The 16,349-nt window shown below is 59.5% G+C and carries 14 protein-coding genes and 1 pseudogene; 4 read left to right on the forward strand and 11 right to left on the reverse strand.

What is annotated here, in order from left to right; translation table 11 throughout:
* Positions 1–158: 158 nt before the first annotated feature.
* Positions 159–1,373 (reverse strand): annotated as a pseudogene (locus B3605_RS08215) (IS701 family transposase).
* A 42-nt stretch (positions 1,374–1,415) separates the two neighbouring features.
* Here B3605_RS08215 and B3605_RS08220 point away from each other — a divergent pair.
* The 4 genes from B3605_RS08220 to B3605_RS08235 all read left to right on the forward strand — a co-directional run bounded on the left by B3605_RS08220 (position 1,416) and on the right by B3605_RS08235 (position 6,107).
* On the forward strand, positions 1,416–3,746 hold the full coding sequence (locus B3605_RS08220; protein ID WP_296433501.1) for a membrane-bound PQQ-dependent dehydrogenase, glucose/quinate/shikimate family: 2,331 nt from the start codon (positions 1,416–1,418) through the stop codon (positions 3,744–3,746).
* 195 nt (positions 3,747–3,941) lie between these two features.
* Positions 3,942–4,037 (forward strand): pyrroloquinoline quinone precursor peptide PqqA, encoded by a 96-nt coding sequence (gene pqqA / locus B3605_RS08225; protein WP_112944020.1) that lies wholly within the window; start codon positions 3,942–3,944, stop codon positions 4,035–4,037.
* 258 nt (positions 4,038–4,295) lie between these two features.
* Positions 4,296–4,934 carry a YceI family protein gene (locus B3605_RS08230; RefSeq protein WP_296433502.1) on the forward strand — a complete coding sequence of 213 codons (639 nt, stop codon included), beginning with the start codon at positions 4,296–4,298 and terminating at the stop codon, positions 4,932–4,934.
* Between the two features lie 138 nt (positions 4,935–5,072).
* On the forward strand, positions 5,073–6,107 hold the full coding sequence (locus B3605_RS08235) for an Ldh family oxidoreductase (RefSeq protein ID WP_112973776.1): 1,035 nt from the start codon (positions 5,073–5,075) through the stop codon (positions 6,105–6,107).
* A gap of 70 nt (positions 6,108–6,177) precedes the next feature.
* Here the strand turns inward: B3605_RS08235 and B3605_RS08240 are convergent, their stop codons facing one another.
* The 10 genes from B3605_RS08240 to B3605_RS08285 all read right to left on the reverse strand — a co-directional run bounded on the left by B3605_RS08240 (position 6,178) and on the right by B3605_RS08285 (position 16,202).
* Positions 6,178–7,140 (reverse strand): dihydrodipicolinate synthase family protein, encoded by a 963-nt coding sequence (locus tag B3605_RS08240; protein ID WP_296433503.1) that lies wholly within the window; start codon positions 7,138–7,140, stop codon positions 6,178–6,180.
* A gap of 118 nt (positions 7,141–7,258) precedes the next feature.
* Entirely contained in the window at positions 7,259–7,963 is a 705-nt protein-coding gene (locus tag B3605_RS08245; protein WP_112973775.1) for a GntR family transcriptional regulator, read from the reverse strand.
* Between the two features lie 140 nt (positions 7,964–8,103).
* Positions 8,104–8,958 carry a glycerophosphodiester phosphodiesterase gene (locus B3605_RS08250; protein ID WP_296433504.1) on the reverse strand — a complete coding sequence of 285 codons (855 nt, stop codon included), beginning with the start codon at positions 8,956–8,958 and terminating at the stop codon, positions 8,104–8,106.
* A complete protein-coding gene (locus tag B3605_RS08255; protein WP_113011072.1) occupies positions 8,939–10,012 on the reverse strand; it encodes an ABC transporter ATP-binding protein in 1,074 nt (357 codons plus the stop codon). The genes B3605_RS08250 and B3605_RS08255 overlap by 20 nt, the downstream gene beginning before the upstream one ends.
* 36 nt (positions 10,013–10,048) lie before the next feature.
* Positions 10,049–10,876, reverse strand: coding sequence for an ABC transporter permease (locus B3605_RS08260; RefSeq protein ID WP_112944026.1), 828 nt, complete (start codon positions 10,874–10,876; stop codon positions 10,049–10,051).
* Positions 10,873–11,754, reverse strand: coding sequence for an ABC transporter permease (locus tag B3605_RS08265; protein WP_296433505.1), 882 nt, complete (start codon positions 11,752–11,754; stop codon positions 10,873–10,875). Before B3605_RS08265 ends, B3605_RS08260 begins: the two co-directional genes overlap by 4 nt.
* 11 nt (positions 11,755–11,765) lie before the next feature.
* Positions 11,766–12,911, reverse strand: a complete 1,146-nt coding sequence (locus B3605_RS08270) for an extracellular solute-binding protein (RefSeq protein ID WP_296433506.1) — start codon at positions 12,909–12,911, stop codon at positions 11,766–11,768.
* A 205-nt stretch (positions 12,912–13,116) separates the two neighbouring features.
* Entirely contained in the window at positions 13,117–14,064 is a 948-nt protein-coding gene (locus B3605_RS08275; protein ID WP_113011074.1) for a lytic transglycosylase domain-containing protein, read from the reverse strand.
* A 124-nt stretch (positions 14,065–14,188) separates the two neighbouring features.
* Positions 14,189–15,178 (reverse strand): LacI family DNA-binding transcriptional regulator, encoded by a 990-nt coding sequence (locus tag B3605_RS08280; protein WP_113011075.1) that lies wholly within the window; start codon positions 15,176–15,178, stop codon positions 14,189–14,191.
* Positions 15,179–15,197: 19 nt separating this feature from the next.
* Positions 15,198–16,202, reverse strand: a complete 1,005-nt coding sequence (locus tag B3605_RS08285) for a Gfo/Idh/MocA family protein (RefSeq protein WP_113011076.1) — start codon at positions 16,200–16,202, stop codon at positions 15,198–15,200.
* Positions 16,203–16,349: the final 147 nt, after the last annotated feature.

Here is a 16,349-nt window from a genome sequence, read left to right on the forward strand (position 1 = left end):
CTAGCATTACAGTTGCATTTTTGTCTTGAGGTGAGCTCGTCTAGCGGTCGCCTGATGGGCGCGCCTCCAGCATGACCATGCGATGACATAGGCGGGGTTTATGCGACGCTGAGCGAGTCTGTTGGCGATGCGCCGGACTTCCTGGATAGACCAGCGGATCAAATCCTGATGGTCGGCATCCGCGGCCTTTTTGGGGGCGTCGCGTCATTAGCGCGATACCGGATCACCGCCATCATGGCAAAGGCCAGCATGACGAGGGAAACGTGGCGATGCCAGCCATGCCATGAGCGGGTTTCGTTGTGGTCGAGTCCGAGCTCGTTCTTGGCGGTCTCGAAGCTGTCCTCGATCGCCCAGCGATGGCCTTCAACGGAAACTAGCGTCTGGATGTCCGTCCCGGCAGGGCACCATGTTGTGAAGAATGCGAGCTCACCATCGCTGATATTGCGTCGGATCAGCAGGCCCCGGGTCCAAAGCCCTGACTTCGTCTCGTTATATTCGTCGGCATCGAGATCGGCGAGTTCGCAGTAGGCTCAGTCATGAAGCCGTGCGCCTTTGGTGCCCTCACCAGCGGAAAGACGTTGCCATGCGCTTGGATCGAGATCACGGGCGATCTCCTGCGCTGTGCCGGCAACCGGAGGCTTTCCGGACCAAGAGCCGAAATGGTGGTCCGATTTGACTCCAAGAACGTACCCTTTGCAGGCTCGGCGCAGTGTTCTCTCAACGTCCCCAACGCCATAAACCGCATCTGCGGCCACCCATGAAAACGGTACATCGGCTGCCAATGCTCGCCGAACCATATCGACAGCCAGGCCTGGCTTGGTAGCAAAGGCTGTACCCTGAGGAACATAAGTTGCCGAAAGCCTTGCCGGATCCGCGGCCCAGCTCTTGGGCAAGTAGAGGGCTCGATCGATAAAGGCATGACCGCGAACGGACACATAGGTGGCGAACACACCGATCTGGCAGTTCGTTATCTTGCCAGCCGATCCTGTATATTGACGTGCAACACCGCACGACGTCTTGCCCTGCTTGAGAAAGCCTGTTTCGTCAATGACTAGGACGGCATCATCCGTGGCGAGGTTTTCCACGACATACTGTCGCACGATGTCGCGAAGTGCGTCGGCGTCCCAGCGCCCGCGCCCGAGAATGGCTTGTTGCCGCCACGGGCCGGGATCACCGGCCGCCTCAGCACGCATCCAACCTGTCTTACGCCGCTCGTCACCGAGCAAGCCGTCCAGGAAAAGGTTTGCAGATGATGCGACACGCTCCTGCGTGAACAGTCCCCGCATACGAGCCTTAACGTCACGCAACGATGATGCCCATAGCTCAAGCGTCGTCTCGATTGATGCACTTGCCATCCATGACCTCCGAATCATGGAGACCTATAGATTCAGACTATAGAGAATTATGCAACTGTAATGCTAGGCTTGTACTTTGCCGCGAATGGCGGCTGGCTGGTGACCCTGGGCGGCACCTTCTATTATCTCATCGTCGGTCTCTTGATGGTCGTCAGCGGCGTTCAGGTGGCGCGCGGTCGCAATTCCGGCTTTATCATCTATTTCCTCGCCTGGACCCTGACGCTGGTCTGGAGCTTCGTTGAATCCGGGCTTGATCCGTGGAAGCTCGAAGTACGGCTCTTCGCACCCAGTGTCCTGCTTGCCGCCTTCCTGCTGCCAGGACTAGGGAGCGGCATCAAGGCTGCCAGCCCGCGCTTCTGGCGCGGTTTCCAGGCCGTGACGGGTGTCGTTGCCGTGCTCTTGGTCGGCGCCATCCTTTACGCCGCCTATGGCCCTGCTTCAGGCGAGACCACGCAGATCACAGCTCAGAAAGCTCCAATGAGCCCGACGGGGTGGGTGCACTACGGCAATGATGCCGGCCAGAGCCGCTTCGCCGATCTGGCCCAGATCACGCCGGATAATGTCAACAAGTTGCAGGTCGCCTGGAGCTCGCATTCGGGCGACCTGCCCGATGAGATGGAGCTGCATCGCAAGGGTCGCGAGTATCACTCTGAATCGACCCCCATAAAGATCGGCAACACGCTCTATAGCTGCACACCGCACTCCTGGGTTATCGCAACCGATGCCACCACCGGCAAGGTGAAGTGGACATTCGATCCCAAGCTACCCCGCACCAATCCCTACATCGTGTGCCGTGGCGTGAGCTACTACGACGCCCCTCAGGCGGACAGTTGCAAGGCCCGCGTCTTTGCGCCGACGATGGACGGTCGCATTTATGCACTCGATGCCGATAGCGGGCAGATCTGCGATGGTTTCGGCCAGAATGGCTTCATCGATCTCAAGGACCAGACTGGCAAGGACAACAATGGCAAATCCTGGGGCGGTGGTTGGCAGGTCTCGACCTCCACGCCGCTGGTCATGAACGATCGCCTTGTTGTCGGCAGCCGCGTGATCGACAATATGTCCACGGATGAGCCCTCGGGCGTCGTGCGCGCCTTCGATCCCCTTGACGGACATCAGGTCTGGGCCTGGGACGTCGGCCGTTCGGAGGATGCCCTGCCCGGCCGCCTGCCGGAGGGTGAAGTCTACACCAAGGGCACGCCCAATGTCTGGGGCACCATCACCGGCGATGCCAAGTTGAACCTGATCTATCTTGGAACCGGCAACGCCGCCCCCGACTACTTCACTGCCTTCCGCCGCCCTTTTGACAACAAGTTCGGCACCTCGCTCGTCGCACTTGACGTTACGACCGGCAAGTTGCGCTGGCATTACCAGCTCGTGCATAACGACATGTGGGACTTTGACGTGCCGGTCGGCCCGTCGCTATTTGACATGCCTGATGGCACGCCGGCGCTCATCCAGACGACCAAGATGGGCGAGGTCTTCATGTTCAACCGTGAAACAGGCGAGCCTTTGGTTGAGACCAAGGAAATGCCCTTTACGACAAACGGTGCAGCACCGAACGTTCCAGTTTCACCGACCCAGCCAGTTCCAGTGGGAATGCCCTCGCTCGTACCAGACAAGCTGACCGAGCAGGATATGTGGGGCGCAACGCCAATCGATCAGCTCGCATGCCGCATCGATTTTGCACGCGCACGCAACGAAGGCATCTTCACGCCGATCGGCCCAACGCGTTCAATCGGCAACCCGGCCTTCGACGGTGTGACGGACTGGGGCGGCGCTTCGGTCGATCCAGTCAACAAAATCATGTACGTCAACACGATGAACATGCCGTTCTATTTCCAGCTGGTTGACCGCAACACGCCTTACGGCAAGGAACTCCTCAAGCAAAAGAGCAGCGGCGGTGAAAACGCACAGAAACTCGACGTGCGCCTGCAGGAAAACACGCCCTATCTGGCAACCCTTCGCGCATGGCTCAGCCCCTTCATGGTGCCTTGCGTCCCGCCGCCATGGGGACAGCTGGTGGCGATCGACCTCAAGACGCAAAAGGTGCTTTGGCGCAAGACGCTCGGCAATGCTCGCAAGAACAACGCCTTCGGCCTGACGCAGAACTTGCCGCTACCAACAGGCACACCCAATCTTGGTGGTTCGTTGGCGACCGCCGGCGGTCTGGTGTTCATCGGCGCCACCACCGATAATTATGTCCGGGCATTCGACGCCCATACAGGCAAGGAAGTCTGGCGCTATAGCCTGCCTGCCGGCGGCCAGGCCAACCCGATGAGCTACGTGGGTGAAGATGGTCGTCAGTATGTCGTCATCACCGCTGGTGGCCACGGCGCGCTCGGCACCACCTATGGCGACGAAACGATTGCCTTCGCACTACCGAAGTAATCTCGAAGAGGTTTGCCCGCTCGACGAAAAGTCGAGTGGGCTGACGTGCGCTGCAATGATTGCATGTGCACGACATTCATGCGGGCAGCAGCCGGTATGAAACGCTGCGGCAGGATAGAACGTCCTGCCGCAGCAGCGTTGCCGCCACGCGCAGAGCTGGCGGTGTCTGAAACCAAGCACGAAAGGAATAGAACCATGACATGGTCTGCACCAAAATTCATCGAAGTCGCCTGCGGAATGGAAATCAATCGCTACGCACCTGCTGATGGTGGTGAACCGATCCTGTTCTAAGCAGATGAAGCGGGCAAGCGGACCGATGGTTCTAAGAGCCCGCTGCGTTAAGTCTGCCGACGATAGCTGTGTCTGGCGTTCACGAGGCGCATCGATACATCTGTCGCCAGCAACGCCGCATCACCAGGGTTCGGTTGTCCGTCGGTGATAAACGACAATGAGCTTCTCCAAGGGCAGCGTAACAGCTAATGCTGCCTGAGTGGGCATGCTGCCCGAAGCAATGCGGGGCCTTGCCCAACAATTGAAAGCGAACAGACGATGTCGTTGAACCGGATCCTCCCGCCGATCGCTGCAGTGGCGGCGCTTGTTTGCTGCTCCGTGTGGGCGGCGCAGCCCGAACACGATCCCGCGCCCTCGGGAGCCTACGTGTCGGACCCCGCTCATTCAAGCGTGATCTGGAAGGTCAACCATCTCGGCCTCTCCAACTATACCGCTCGCTTTACCCGCATGACGGCGGAACTGGATTGGCACGCAGAACGTCCTGAAACATCCTCGGTCGTCGCAACCATAGACCCGCTATCCGTCCAGACGAATTTCCCCTTTCCTGAACGCGAGGATTTCGACAAGGAGATTGGCACCGAAGACAGGTTTCTGGCCGGGAAGCCAATCCGCTTCGTCTCGAAAGAGATTACCGCCATCGATTCGCACCATGGAACGGTTGCGGGCGATCTGACATTTCGCGGCGAAACCCATCCTGCCGTGTTGAACGTCACATTCAACGGTTCAATGGCGCGCCAGCCCGCCGCCGACAGCCCGAAGATCGGATTTTCCGCCGAGTTGATTTTCAAGCGCAGTGAATGGGGCCTCGCACCGAAGATCAAGTCCGTCGGCGACGAGGTGACCGTCATCATCGAAACGGAACTCCAGCCGGCTCAGGCGTCCAATCACGCGCAATAAGGAGCCCGGCGAATAGCTGGACTTACGAGCAAGCCAATGTTCGGCGCTGCTCATAATCTTGTCGACGTCTTGTCTTTTTCGGCGTTTTAAACTCAACGTTACGGATGGAATGTTGGTGCGACGATAAGGAATTAGGCCATGGAAGATGTCCGTCTAAGCAAGAGTGAACTGAACAGCCGCGTCATGGCCATCCTGCTGAAGGCCGGTCTGAGCGAGTTCCAGGCAAAATCGGTTGCCGACGTCATCGTGGCCGGCGAAGCCGACGGCGCCAAGTCGCATGGCATCTACCGGTTGGATGGCGTTCTGCGCACCGTCAAGGCGGGTAAGGTCAATCCGGCAGCCACGGCGCATGTCGACAGCAGCGAAACCTCGGCGATCGTAAAGGTCAATGCGGGTGGCGGCTTTGCCAATCCGGCTTTCGAGCTTGGGCTCCCTCAGCTTGTCGAGCGAGCAAACAAGTTCGGCATCGCGGCCCTCGTCATCAACGACTGCACGCATTTTTCGGCACTATGGTGGGAAGTTGAAGCTGTCACCCGTCACGGCCTCGCCTGCCTTGCCATGTGTCCAAGTTATGCGACGGTCGCGCCGACAGGTGGCAGCAAGCCATTGCTAGGCACCAACCCGTTCGCCTTTGGCTGGCCGCGCAGTGAGGCCTTCCCATATGTGTTCGACTTTGCGACTTCAGTGGCCGCGCGAGGAGAGATCGAGCTGCATCGCCGTGCTGGAAAGCTCTTGCCTGAGGGCTGGGCGATCGATCCCGACGGTAACCCGACCACGGAACCGGAAGCGGCGCTGGCCGGCGCCATGCTGCCGTTCGGTGGCCATAAGGGATCGTCGATCGGAACGATGATCGAGCTTCTCGCCGGCATCATGATCGGTGACCTGACAAGCTCGGAAGCACTCGACTATCTCGGCACCACCACGCTTGCGCCGCTGCATGGCGAGCTCGTCATCGCGATGTCGCCTCAGGCGTTCGCCGCCGGTCGCACTGGTGACCCCTTCGCGCGCGCCGAAATGCTGTTCGATGCCATTGTCGGAAGCGGCGCGCGGCTGCCGTCGCAACGGCGGTTTACGGCGCGCCAGAAATCCGATGCCGAGGGGATCGTGCTGACGGCGGCGGAAACCGAGCAGTTGGAGCGTCTGCTCGACAAGGGGCTCGATGCCGTGGCCTGACCACGGCCTCAAGGCACGAAATGAAAAGGGCCCCGTTGGGGCCCTTTTTTATTTGTGACTTTGTGTAGGCTTACGCCTTGTAGGTCTGAACCGCACCCGGGAGCTTGCTCCATTCGGCGTACCAGGTGTCGAACAGCTTCAACTGGGCTTCGACGTAGCCGCGCTGGCTTTCCGAAAGGACGTCCGTTTCGTTGAAGTGCAGCGTATATTCCTTGTCGCCCTTGAGCACCATCATGTGCTTGAAGAACAAGACGAGTTCGGGGCCTTCATCGAAGGAAGAGAGAACGGCGAGAGCCGATTCCAGTTCGAGCGCGCGCTGGCGTGCCTCGACATCGCCCTTGGCAGCGCCGTTCGCCAGATTGCACATGTGGATCACTTCCTTGGGAAGCACGCAGCCAATGCCAGTGATCGCGCCGGTCGCGCCGCAGTTGACGAAGCCATGGAAAACGGCCGTGTCGACACCGATCATCAGCGATACGTCATCGTCGCGGCTGGTGATGTTTTCAGCCGCATAGCGCATGTCGGCAGCGCCACCGAATTCCTTGAAACCGACCAGGTTCTTGTGCTCTTCGCGAAGCGCAAAGAACAGGTCGGCGCGTGTGGCAAAGCCATAATAGGGGCTGTTGTAGATGACGGCGGGCAGCTCGGGTGCCGCCGAAAGGATCGCCTTGAAATGGTTCTTCTGGGCGGCAACGACCGAACCACGCGACAGCACGCGCGGGATGACCATCAGGCCCTTTGCGCCGACTTTCTGCGCGTGAGCTGCGTGCGCAACGGCTGACGCCGTGTTGACGGCGCCCGTCCCGACGATAACAGGGATGCCAGCCTTTGCCAGGCGTTCGACACCTTCCATGCGCTGTTCGTCTGTCAGGAGTGGCCAGTCACCCATGGAGCCGCAATAGACGACGGCCGACATGCACTTGGCGATGAGCTCCTTGGCCTTGCGCACCAGTGCGTCAAAGTCGGGCGTCCGATCGTCGTTGCAGGGCGTCATCAACGCAGGGATCACACCGGAAAAGATACTGGCCTTCATGTCGCTCTCCATAATCAGTTTGACGGGTCATCAGCGGCGCAGCACGTACGCCATCCCTTGTCGACAAGAAATATCATTGAAAATATTTCTTGTCGACAAGAAAAATGCAAGCGCCTTCTCAAAGCTTGATGTCGAGCTTCTGGTTGCGAACGAACATGCGCTGGACCTGCTCGACAATCTGCTCGCCGTGAACTTTTCCGAGATGGTCCGCCAGGTCCAAATCGCGCGCCTCGATCGCCGCAATGATCTCGGCGTGTTCATCGACAAAGCGTTGCGGAAACTGTTCGTCATAGGAGTTGTAGTAAAGCCTAAGAATACGCCGCCCCTCGTCGAGAAGCCTGCGAAACAACCCGGTGAAATAGGGGTTTCGCCCAGCCTCAGCGATTGCCGAATGAAACGCCGCGTTGACCGCGATCATGTCGCGCAGGTCTCTTGCCTCGACAGTCGCGGCGTATTGGCTGTGCAGTTCGCGAATGGCGAGCAGATCGTCGGGCCTGTGGTTTTGCGCCGCAAGCCTCGTCGTCACCCGGTACATCAGCACGAGCGCGTCGAAATAGGTGTTCAGGTTCAATAGGTCGATATTCGAGACCAGTGTGGAGCGATTGGGCAGGGTCTCGATCAGGCCCTCGCCGGCGAGCCTGACCAAGGCCTCTCGGATCGGCGTTCGCGACATCTGGAACCGCTCGGCAAGCAGCACCTCGTCAACCGAACTGCCAGGGGCAAGTTTCAGATCAAGGATCTCGTCGCGCAAAATGTCGTAGACCAGCTTCACGCCGGAGCCACGGCGCCGCTCAACCACATCTGTGTTGCTCTTTTCGACCATGATGGATTCCCGATTATGAGAATTCCCGCTTACTACAGTCGAACAGGAAGTTGAACAGGCACCACATCAACTGGGCCTGATTGATGTCGACGGTGGCCGAATACCAGCGCGGGCGCCCTGCCCTTGGCGCGCGAGAGTACCTAGCCGAGAAGTAGGGTCTCCAGGCCAACAGGGTCATCGGTGGTGATCTGGTCGACCTTCAGCGCCAGGAGGCGGCGCACGACCGGCAATGCGGCAGGAATTGCCGAATTGATGGTGTAAGCGTCGATGCTGCGCCCGGCGCGATGGAAGGCCGCAACGAGGTCGTATCCGGCATCGTCGGCAAACAGCACGAGTTGATGGTGCAGGTAGATCATCCGCGCGCGCGGCGAGGCAGCCACGGCGTCTGCGACGAAACCGTCAAAGTCACGGCTTTGCTTCAGGCGCTCGATCGCACCGTGATGGCACGGGTCGTAGCCGATCGGCATGTCCGGCACGGCCTGGGACAAGCGTTCGACAGCCTCGGGATCGCCGGCCGAGAGAATGACCGACTTTGCGACCGGCGAGATCGCGGCGGCGAAAGCGGCGATATCCTCTTCGCGGATATCGGGGGAATCTTCCTTGAGGTCGAGCTGCAGCACAGCGCCGCTTTCGCGGGCGACGCGCTTGAGCAATTGGCCGAGATCATCGATCAGCATCACCCTGTGGGCCGTAGGTTCGCCGAAGGGGTCGCGAAGATGCAGAGCGCGCAAGTCGCTCTCCGTCGCATCGATCACCCGCCCCTCGCCCGTTGTCGCCTTGTTCAGCGTCTCGTCGTGCAAAACGGCGAAGCCAGCGCCATTGAAACGCACCAGGTCGATCTCGATGCTGGCGCCCAGCGCCATCGCCTCGGCAATGCGTTGTCCCGTAAACGAGATGTCGCCGGCATAGCGGTGGCCGCGATGCCATTTCAGCCAAGTCTTGTGGCCAGCATGATCAATCGCGATGCCGTTGCGATCAAGCGAGGATAAGATCATGATGTCGTTCACCTGAGGTTGCCGATTGGTAGACCAGCTGATTGTCGCGGAAAGCCCGGAAAGCGGAAGCCGTCGCCTCGATGCCCACGCCCTTCACCCAATTGCTATCCGGTGCCGTCATCGCCTTCAAGCGCGTCCCGTCGGCGAGGTCGATATCCACGATCTTGTGCGTGCCGAAATCAATGCTGCGATGGACGATGGCGGTCGAGAGCGTCTTCGATGGCTGCAGCGACAACGCCTCGGGGCGAAACGCCAGGACGACGTCGCCATCTTCGATCGGCACGGTAAGGGGAAAGGCCGGATGCTGGCTGACGCCACCACGAATGCTGGTCTTCACGAAGTTCATCGATCCGATGAAGCCGGCCACGAATTCCGTCTGTGGCTCGCGGTAGACGATATCGGGTGGGGCGATCTGCTCGGTGCCCCCGTCGCGCATGACGACGATACGATCGGCGAGCGCCAATGCCTCATCCTGGCCGTGCGTGACAAAGAGGGTCGTGATGCCGACGCGCTGCTGGATGTCGCGCACTTCCTCTCGTAGCCGTTCGCGCAGATGCTGGTCGAGGCTGGCGAACGGCTCGTCGAGCAACAGGATCTTCGGCTCCAGCACCAGCGAACGCGCAAGCGCCACGCGCTGCTGTTGGCCACCCGACAACTGCATCGTCATGCGCTTGCCATAGTCTGCAAGCCCGACCAGCGCCAGGGCGTTCTCGACGCGTTCGCGAATCTCGGCCTTAGGCAGGCGACGAAGCTTGAGGCCGAAGGCGATGTTGTTGAACACGTCCATATGGGTCCAGAGCGCGTGGCTCTGGAAGACCATGCCGGTAGGGCGCTTTTCCGGCGGTAGCCTCGTCACGTCCTTGCCGTCGATCAGGATCAAGCCGTCCGACGGCTGTTCGAAGCCGCCGATCATGCGAAGCAGTGTCGACTTGCCGGATCCGGACGGACCAAGCAGGCAGACGAGCTCGCCATCTTCTACATCGAGCGAGAAATCACGGACCGCAAACGAGGTCCCGAACGTCTTTGAGACGTTCTTGATCGTCAAGCGTGCCATATCAAGCCTTTCCTCGGGCCATGCCCGATCCTAGCGTCACGCGCCAAAGCCGCGGGCAAATGCGCCCGTTCCAACCACACGGCGGGCAAACATCAGAGCGAAGAACGACGGCACCCAGAGCATCACCGATAAAACGGCACCATATTGAACCACGATCTGATTGTTGATGAAGGTGATCATCAACACCGGCATGGTGCGGATCTCAGGGGCGCCGATGAGCCAGGCGCCTTCGGTTTCATAAAATGTTCCGACAAAGGTCAGGAGCAAGGCCGCCATGATTGTGGGGGCCGCCTGGGGCAAGGTGATCGACCAGAAAACCCGCAACGGTCCGGCACCTGCATCGCGGGCAGCCTCTTCCATGCGCCGATCGATATTCTGGAACGCTGCCACGGGGATCCAGATCATCAACATCAACGTCCCGACCAGCTGGATCAGGACAACGCCCCAGAAGGTGCTGATCAAGCCGAGCTTCAAGAAGATGCCGGCGATCGCCACCAGAAGTCCGAACTTCGGAAAGGCATGCGAGGCCAGAAAAGACAGGAAGAGTACGTTCTTTCCGGGAAACGACATGCGCGCAAATGCATAAGCCGCGGGCAAGCAAATGACGGCCGACAAAAGCGTGACCGTCGCCGTCAGTCGCAGGCTCAAGAACAGCGCGTCCCATACATCGGTGCGAGACAGTGTCTGCGACCAGAAGCGGAAACCGAACTGCTGCGGAATGACTGACGGATAGCGCCATACCTCGGTAAACGCCCAGGTGCCGACCACAACCAGAGGCACGGCGATGAACAGCGTCAGCAGCACGGCAAACAGAATGCCCGCCCAATCGACTTTGGAGCCATTGAACTTGGCTATCGTCCTCATCGCGACGCCTCCCGATTTTTGGCGATTGATCGCACATAAAAAATGCCGAAGACGAGGCAGAATCCGAAGGAAATTACTGCCTGCGTCAGCGCATTCAGCGGATCGTTCACATCGGAGAAGGTGCGCTGCATGAACGGCCCCATCATTTCCGGCGATGCCGGGCCGAGCACATAGGGCAAAGTGAAGGACGAGAAGATTCCAAGGATGGCGAAGGACGCCGTGACCAATAGCGAGTTGCCCATACGTGGCAGGATGATCGAGATGAAAACGCGCAGCGGCGAAGCGCCGACATCACGGGCAGCCTCGACCGAGCTCTTTGCAATACTGCCAAGCCCGGCTGTCAGCATCAGCACCGTCAAAGGAAGATTGTCCCAAACCAGACCAATGACTGGCCCCCATGGCGTCAGATAGGGGGACGGGATCTTTGGCAGCCCGACGGCATTGAGCAGCAGATCGACGGTCCCGTTGGGCCCGATCGTGCGGATCAGCGCATAAGACAGGATGATCGACGGCACGAACATCGGGAAGATCGCCAGGCCCTGAACATAGGCTGGAAGACGCCCCTGTGAAAACCGCAGATAAAGCGCTATCGGCAAGCCGATCACCAGCAGCAACACGCCGCAGACCACGGTCGTCCACAGCGTCACCCAGAGATTGGCGAGGCTGTAGGGATCACTGAAGAAGAACCGGTAGGAAGCCAGCGACACCGAGGTCGTTCCATCCGCCTGCGCAATGAAAACGGTGGTGATCACGGCTGAAAAGATCGGGTAGACGATCAGCCACCCGAGCAGAAGCACCGGCAGGGCGACCAGAAGAAGCCCAACCGGATTCTGCGCGTTGCCCGGCGCGGTTGCCCGCGCCGGCAGCGACAATGTCATGCTTTTACGCATCAGGTACGGCTGATGCCCGGAGCAACATTGCGATACCAACCGTCGTTGATGTTGCTTTCCCAATCGCCGGCTGGGAAAGTCGGGATGGTGGTCGGGATGACATCGGCATATTTCTGACGGAGTTCGTCGGAAATGTGATCCCAGGCGACAGCCGGGAAACCACCGAGTTCGGTGATAATCGCTTCCTGGATTTCCTTCGTCAGCATGAACGCCGCAAGTTTCAGTGCCGCATCCTTGTTGGCGCCGTTCGTAAACACCGTCATGCGCGAGAAGTCGCCGCAAAGCGCCAGATCGGTGAGCTGGACAAGGCCGGTCGTCTCAGGCAGTACGCCCTGCGACAGGGCCTGCAGCACCTGGTCGGACCAGACCGGGGTCATCGTGACAACGCCCTGGGCAAGCAATTGGATCGACTGCGTATTGCCGGAGGTGTAGGCACCCTTTTCATAAAGTGACGGCGCGAGATCGTTGAGGATCGCCCAAGCCGGCGTCAGGGCCTGATTTGCGAAATCAGACGTGAAGTTGTCGATGGTGAACTTCTTGGGATCGCGACCGTTGGCTTCGTGGATCGCGCGGCGAACGAAATTGCCGCCCGAACCGCCCTTGTCGGGGCGATTGTAGATGAACTGGCCAGGATTGGCCTTGATCCAGGCCGTCAGGTGTTCCCAGGTCTTCGGCGCATCCTTGGGGTCAAGCTTGGTCTTGTCGTAGGCTAGCAACACCTGCGAACCGCGATAGGGCAGCGAATACGGGCTGTCGACGCTGAGCGGATTGACGGTCGCGAAGCCATCGATGTTCTCGGCCGAGAACTTGACCCAAAGGCCGGCATCGATACCACCTGTGGGCAGTCGTGGGTTGAACGCTTCAAAGATATCCGACTGCGGATCCGTCTTCGACTTGAGAGCCGCAAGCGCACGGTCTGCAATCGCACGCAAGCCCGCGTTGTCACCTGCATCCGTAACCTTTACGGCAGCTTCGGGGTGCGCCTTTTTGAAGGCCGGAAGCACGGTGTTGTTCCAGAAGTCGATAATGTTGGCGTCGGAACCACTATAGAGGTTGATCGTGCCATCTGCAGCCATCGCTAAGCGTGGCAGGGCCAGCAGACCGGCTGCCGCCGAAGATGTGACAAGAAACTCGCGTCTGTTCATGACCGTCTCCATTGTTTCGGGCGTTGCCCTTTGGACTACGGCTCTGCTATCGCCGGCGCGTAACAGTGACATGACAAAATGAGCTCTGAAGTCATTTTTTGCACACCCGTGCAATCCAGTTGTGCAAAAGACGATGCAAGGCGGTTTTGGATAGCCATTGAATACAACGTCTCGGTTCTCGAACGGGGTGCCGGAACCCCGATATTCAATTCTTGAATATCAGGCAGATCTGGTTGGTCTTGCGGATCTGTCTGCAGACCTCGTTAGCCTCCCCCCTTGTCTGCCGCGCAATGCGGGTCACGTAGCGCGGTCGGAAACCGAAGCTGCGGTCACGCTGCCGCAGGATAAGAGGCTGCTCCTGGTCGAGAGGTGCCGGAAACCGTGCAATCGCCGCAAAGAAAAGGCGACGGGCAACATCGGGGTCGGCGCTGGCCGCGATCTGCACGCCCCAAGGCGCCCAGTTTCCCTCCGGCCGCCAGACCGGATCGGCCATCTTGCGGCGATCGGCAAGCGCCACGCAGCTTTCGATAAAGGGCTGATCCTCTGCCAGGGGACCAGCCGCCTTGTCGGGTGCCGAGGACTTCCACTCCTCGACGCTATGCGCCGTAATCGCCATCACATAACTGCGGGTCTCCGTCGGCAGGCCGCCGCCATTGAGAAAGTTCGATAGCCCGTTTTCGCCGGCATTGTAGGCAGCGGCCGCAAGGCCGAGATTGCCGAAGCGATCCCTGAGCTCGTCAAGATATTCGGCCGATTTTTGCAAGGCTTCCAGAACATCGTAACTGTCCTGCAGCCCGCGCAGCTTGGCGGTACCCGGCATGAACTGCGCTATTCCCTGCGCGCCCTTATAGCTCAACGCGTCCGGCCTGAACCGGCTCTCGCGCCAAATCAGCCGGGCGAAGAAATCCGGCGGCAGGTCATGTTCGCTCGCGGTCCGTTCGATCGCACCGCAGAGGTCGCGGTTGAAGCTGTCCTTGCGAATGCAAAGGGTCTCCGCCGAGCCCGTCATCGAGCGTGTGTAGAGGCAGGCTGCCTCCGGCTGAGCTTCGATGGTCTCAGCAGCGCCGGCCGGGCCAATCAGTGTCATGCAAAGAGAGAGGCGCAAACCCCACGACACGAATAGAAAGATGCTGCGCCGCCTGATCACGATCATTTGCTCTCGGCGCCACGCTGGCGGCGCCGCCATTGGATGATGTCTGGCAAGCATACCATTTCGTTTGGACCCCGTAGTCAAGATGTCGCTAAGACAGCGACCTCCTGGCGCCGAGCGGATGGTGTCAGGCGGTGGATCCCCAGCGGGCATTGCAGGTCAGCGTTATGCTGTGGGGCCCCGGCAAATCGGCATCGTGACGTTCGATGAGCTCGACAACCGCATCGATGAAGGCGACATGGTCGAGGCTTAGCGTCGTCAAGTCGTTGCAATCCCACGCAGCCATTGCAATCCCATCCTGGCCGACGATGGCGATATCATCAGGGGTGTTCTTGCCGAGCATGCGCCGCGCGGCATCGCGCGCGCCGATCGCCATCACGTCGTTGCCGCAAATGATGGCATCGACCTTCGAGCGATGCAGCAAAAGCACCGCTTCCTTGAAGCCGGAATCATAGGTGTAGTCGCCAAAGGCCTCGGCCTCGATGGCCATCCCGCGCCTGGCGAGTGCATCCGCGAACCATTTGCGTCGAAGCTTGTCGATCCAGCTGGATTTGGTGCCGGAGAGGTAGGCAAAGCGCTTCTTGCCGTCATTGACAATCTTCTCGATGATCTCGTCAGCCGCAGCCGCGCCATCGATGCGAATATTTGAGACGTTTTCGTTGTCCAAGGGTTCGAACGAGACGATGATAGGCTTGGTCGTATGAAAGATATCGACCGCGTCTTGCATCGACACCATGTCCGAGAAAACGACGACATGATCCACCTGATAGGTGGATGCCAACCGCATCAGTTGCAGGCGATCGTCGTGATCTGCACAGCACAGGATGATCGGCAGCAGCTGGCGCGCCTGCAACCTGTGGACCAACAATTGCTGCTCTTCGGCCTCGCAAGGATTGCCAATGGCATTGACGACAAGGGCGACCAACCTCGATCGTTGATTGTTCAGCGAACGGGCAATCGCGTTCGGCTGATAGCCGTGTTCGCGCGCGACCGACAAAATTCGATCGCGCGTGGCGCTGCCGATCCTGGAATCGGGCGAAAAGGCACGGGAAATGGTGGCGGAGGATACCCCGGCGAGCTTTGCCAGTTCCTTCGAGGTGATCCGCCGCTTGTTCATGTCTCGTGTCCCGATACGTCTATTGCGCTGGCCGGACGGGCATGCCGTCGGCTGCCGCCGATTCCTTGATTGCATCCCACAGCCTAGCGAAACGCAGACCCATTTCAACGGAGCCGGTGTTTTCCATTTCACCGGCGCGAATGGCGAGGAAGTTCTTCATCGGGTTTCCGAGAATTTCGGCCTCTTCGCGCGGCTCGTTGACCCGACCGACGCTGATCTCGCGCCAGCCGCCCCAGGCATCGATCCGCACGATCGCCTTCGAATAGAAGAAGGTGATGTAGGAGGCGCAGCCAGGAGGCCCCTCGCCTGCGGCCGTCAATGTCGCCATGGCGCCGTTCTTCAAGCGGGCGGAAACGGCGGTGGCAATATCGACCTTGCGGCCATGCTTGTTCATATAGGCCGATACACTGGCGAAGTCGGAATTGGCCAGCAGGCAGACGGTATTCATCATGTGTGCGCCGGTGTCGAACATGAAGCCGCCGCCCGAGATTTCCGGCTCCTGTTTCCAGTGACCTGCATAGTTGCCCGCCCAGCTTTCCCAGATCATGCCCGAAATCGCGATAAGCTCGCCGAACTCTCCAGCGAGCGCGCGCTTGCGCGTGTCAATCACCAGCGGCGAGAGGCCGCCCTGGAAAGCAGTAACAACAGTGACGCCACTTTTCTTCTGCGCCGCGATCAGCGTCTCAGCCTCGGCAACAGTCGTGACCATCGGCTTTTCAAGGAAGAGATCGATGCCGGCTTCGACGACGGCCGCCGCCTGTTCGCCGTGAAAGGCGTGCGGGGTGGAGATATAGACGATGTCGAGCGCATCGCGGCATTTCGCGAGCATCTCGCGGTAGTCCTCGAAGCTCTTCGGCGCCGGCGCTCCAGCCGCGATGCACACGTCGATCAGGCGCTGGCGCGACGAAGCGGTCGTATCAGCAAGCGCTACGAACTCGATCTCCGGCATGGCCGCCCAGCTCGCCGCATACTCAGCCGCCTTCAGGCCTGCGCCGATCACGCCAAGCCGCAACTTCTGTGTCATGAAACTCCTCCCACATGATTGTGTACACGATTACACAAACAGAAAACTCGGCGCAAGTTCTATTTTAATGCGTTAAATCAATGTATTATATGAACTTGTAAATTCTTTCGGAAATCCATCTTGCCTCATTGAGGAATGCGTGTACAT

The sequence above is a fragment of the Rhizobium sp. UBA1881 genome (genome assembly GCF_002338015.1).
GTDB lineage: Bacteria > Pseudomonadota > Alphaproteobacteria > Rhizobiales > Rhizobiaceae > Rhizobium.

What these genes read in the sequence shown, in the direction of transcription:
- B3605_RS08220 (WP_296433501.1), top strand. Translation starts at nt 1,416, where the DNA reads ATGCTAGGCTTGTACTTTGCCGCGAATGGCGGCTGGCTGGTGACCCTG.
- pqqA (WP_112944020.1), top strand. Translation starts at nt 3,942, where the DNA reads ATGACATGGTCTGCACCAAAATTCATCGAAGTCGCCTGCGGAATGGAA.
- B3605_RS08230 (WP_296433502.1), top strand. Translation starts at nt 4,296, where the DNA reads ATGTCGTTGAACCGGATCCTCCCGCCGATCGCTGCAGTGGCGGCGCTT.
- B3605_RS08235 (WP_112973776.1), top strand. Translation starts at nt 5,073, where the DNA reads ATGGAAGATGTCCGTCTAAGCAAGAGTGAACTGAACAGCCGCGTCATG.
- B3605_RS08240 (WP_296433503.1), bottom strand. Translation starts at nt 7,140, where the DNA reads ATGAAGGCCAGTATCTTTTCCGGTGTGATCCCTGCGTTGATGACGCCC.
- B3605_RS08245 (WP_112973775.1), bottom strand. Translation starts at nt 7,963, where the DNA reads ATGGTCGAAAAGAGCAACACAGATGTGGTTGAGCGGCGCCGTGGCTCC.
- B3605_RS08250 (WP_296433504.1), bottom strand. Translation starts at nt 8,958, where the DNA reads ATGATCTTATCCTCGCTTGATCGCAACGGCATCGCGATTGATCATGCT.
- B3605_RS08255 (WP_113011072.1), bottom strand. Translation starts at nt 10,012, where the DNA reads ATGGCACGCTTGACGATCAAGAACGTCTCAAAGACGTTCGGGACCTCG.
- B3605_RS08260 (WP_112944026.1), bottom strand. Translation starts at nt 10,876, where the DNA reads ATGAGGACGATAGCCAAGTTCAATGGCTCCAAAGTCGATTGGGCGGGC.
- B3605_RS08265 (WP_296433505.1), bottom strand. Translation starts at nt 11,754, where the DNA reads ATGACATTGTCGCTGCCGGCGCGGGCAACCGCGCCGGGCAACGCGCAG.
- B3605_RS08270 (WP_296433506.1), bottom strand. Translation starts at nt 12,911, where the DNA reads ATGAACAGACGCGAGTTTCTTGTCACATCTTCGGCGGCAGCCGGTCTG.
- B3605_RS08275 (WP_113011074.1), bottom strand. Translation starts at nt 14,064, where the DNA reads ATGATCGTGATCAGGCGGCGCAGCATCTTTCTATTCGTGTCGTGGGGT.
- B3605_RS08280 (WP_113011075.1), bottom strand. Translation starts at nt 15,178, where the DNA reads ATGAACAAGCGGCGGATCACCTCGAAGGAACTGGCAAAGCTCGCCGGG.
- B3605_RS08285 (WP_113011076.1), bottom strand. Translation starts at nt 16,202, where the DNA reads ATGACACAGAAGTTGCGGCTTGGCGTGATCGGCGCAGGCCTGAAGGCG.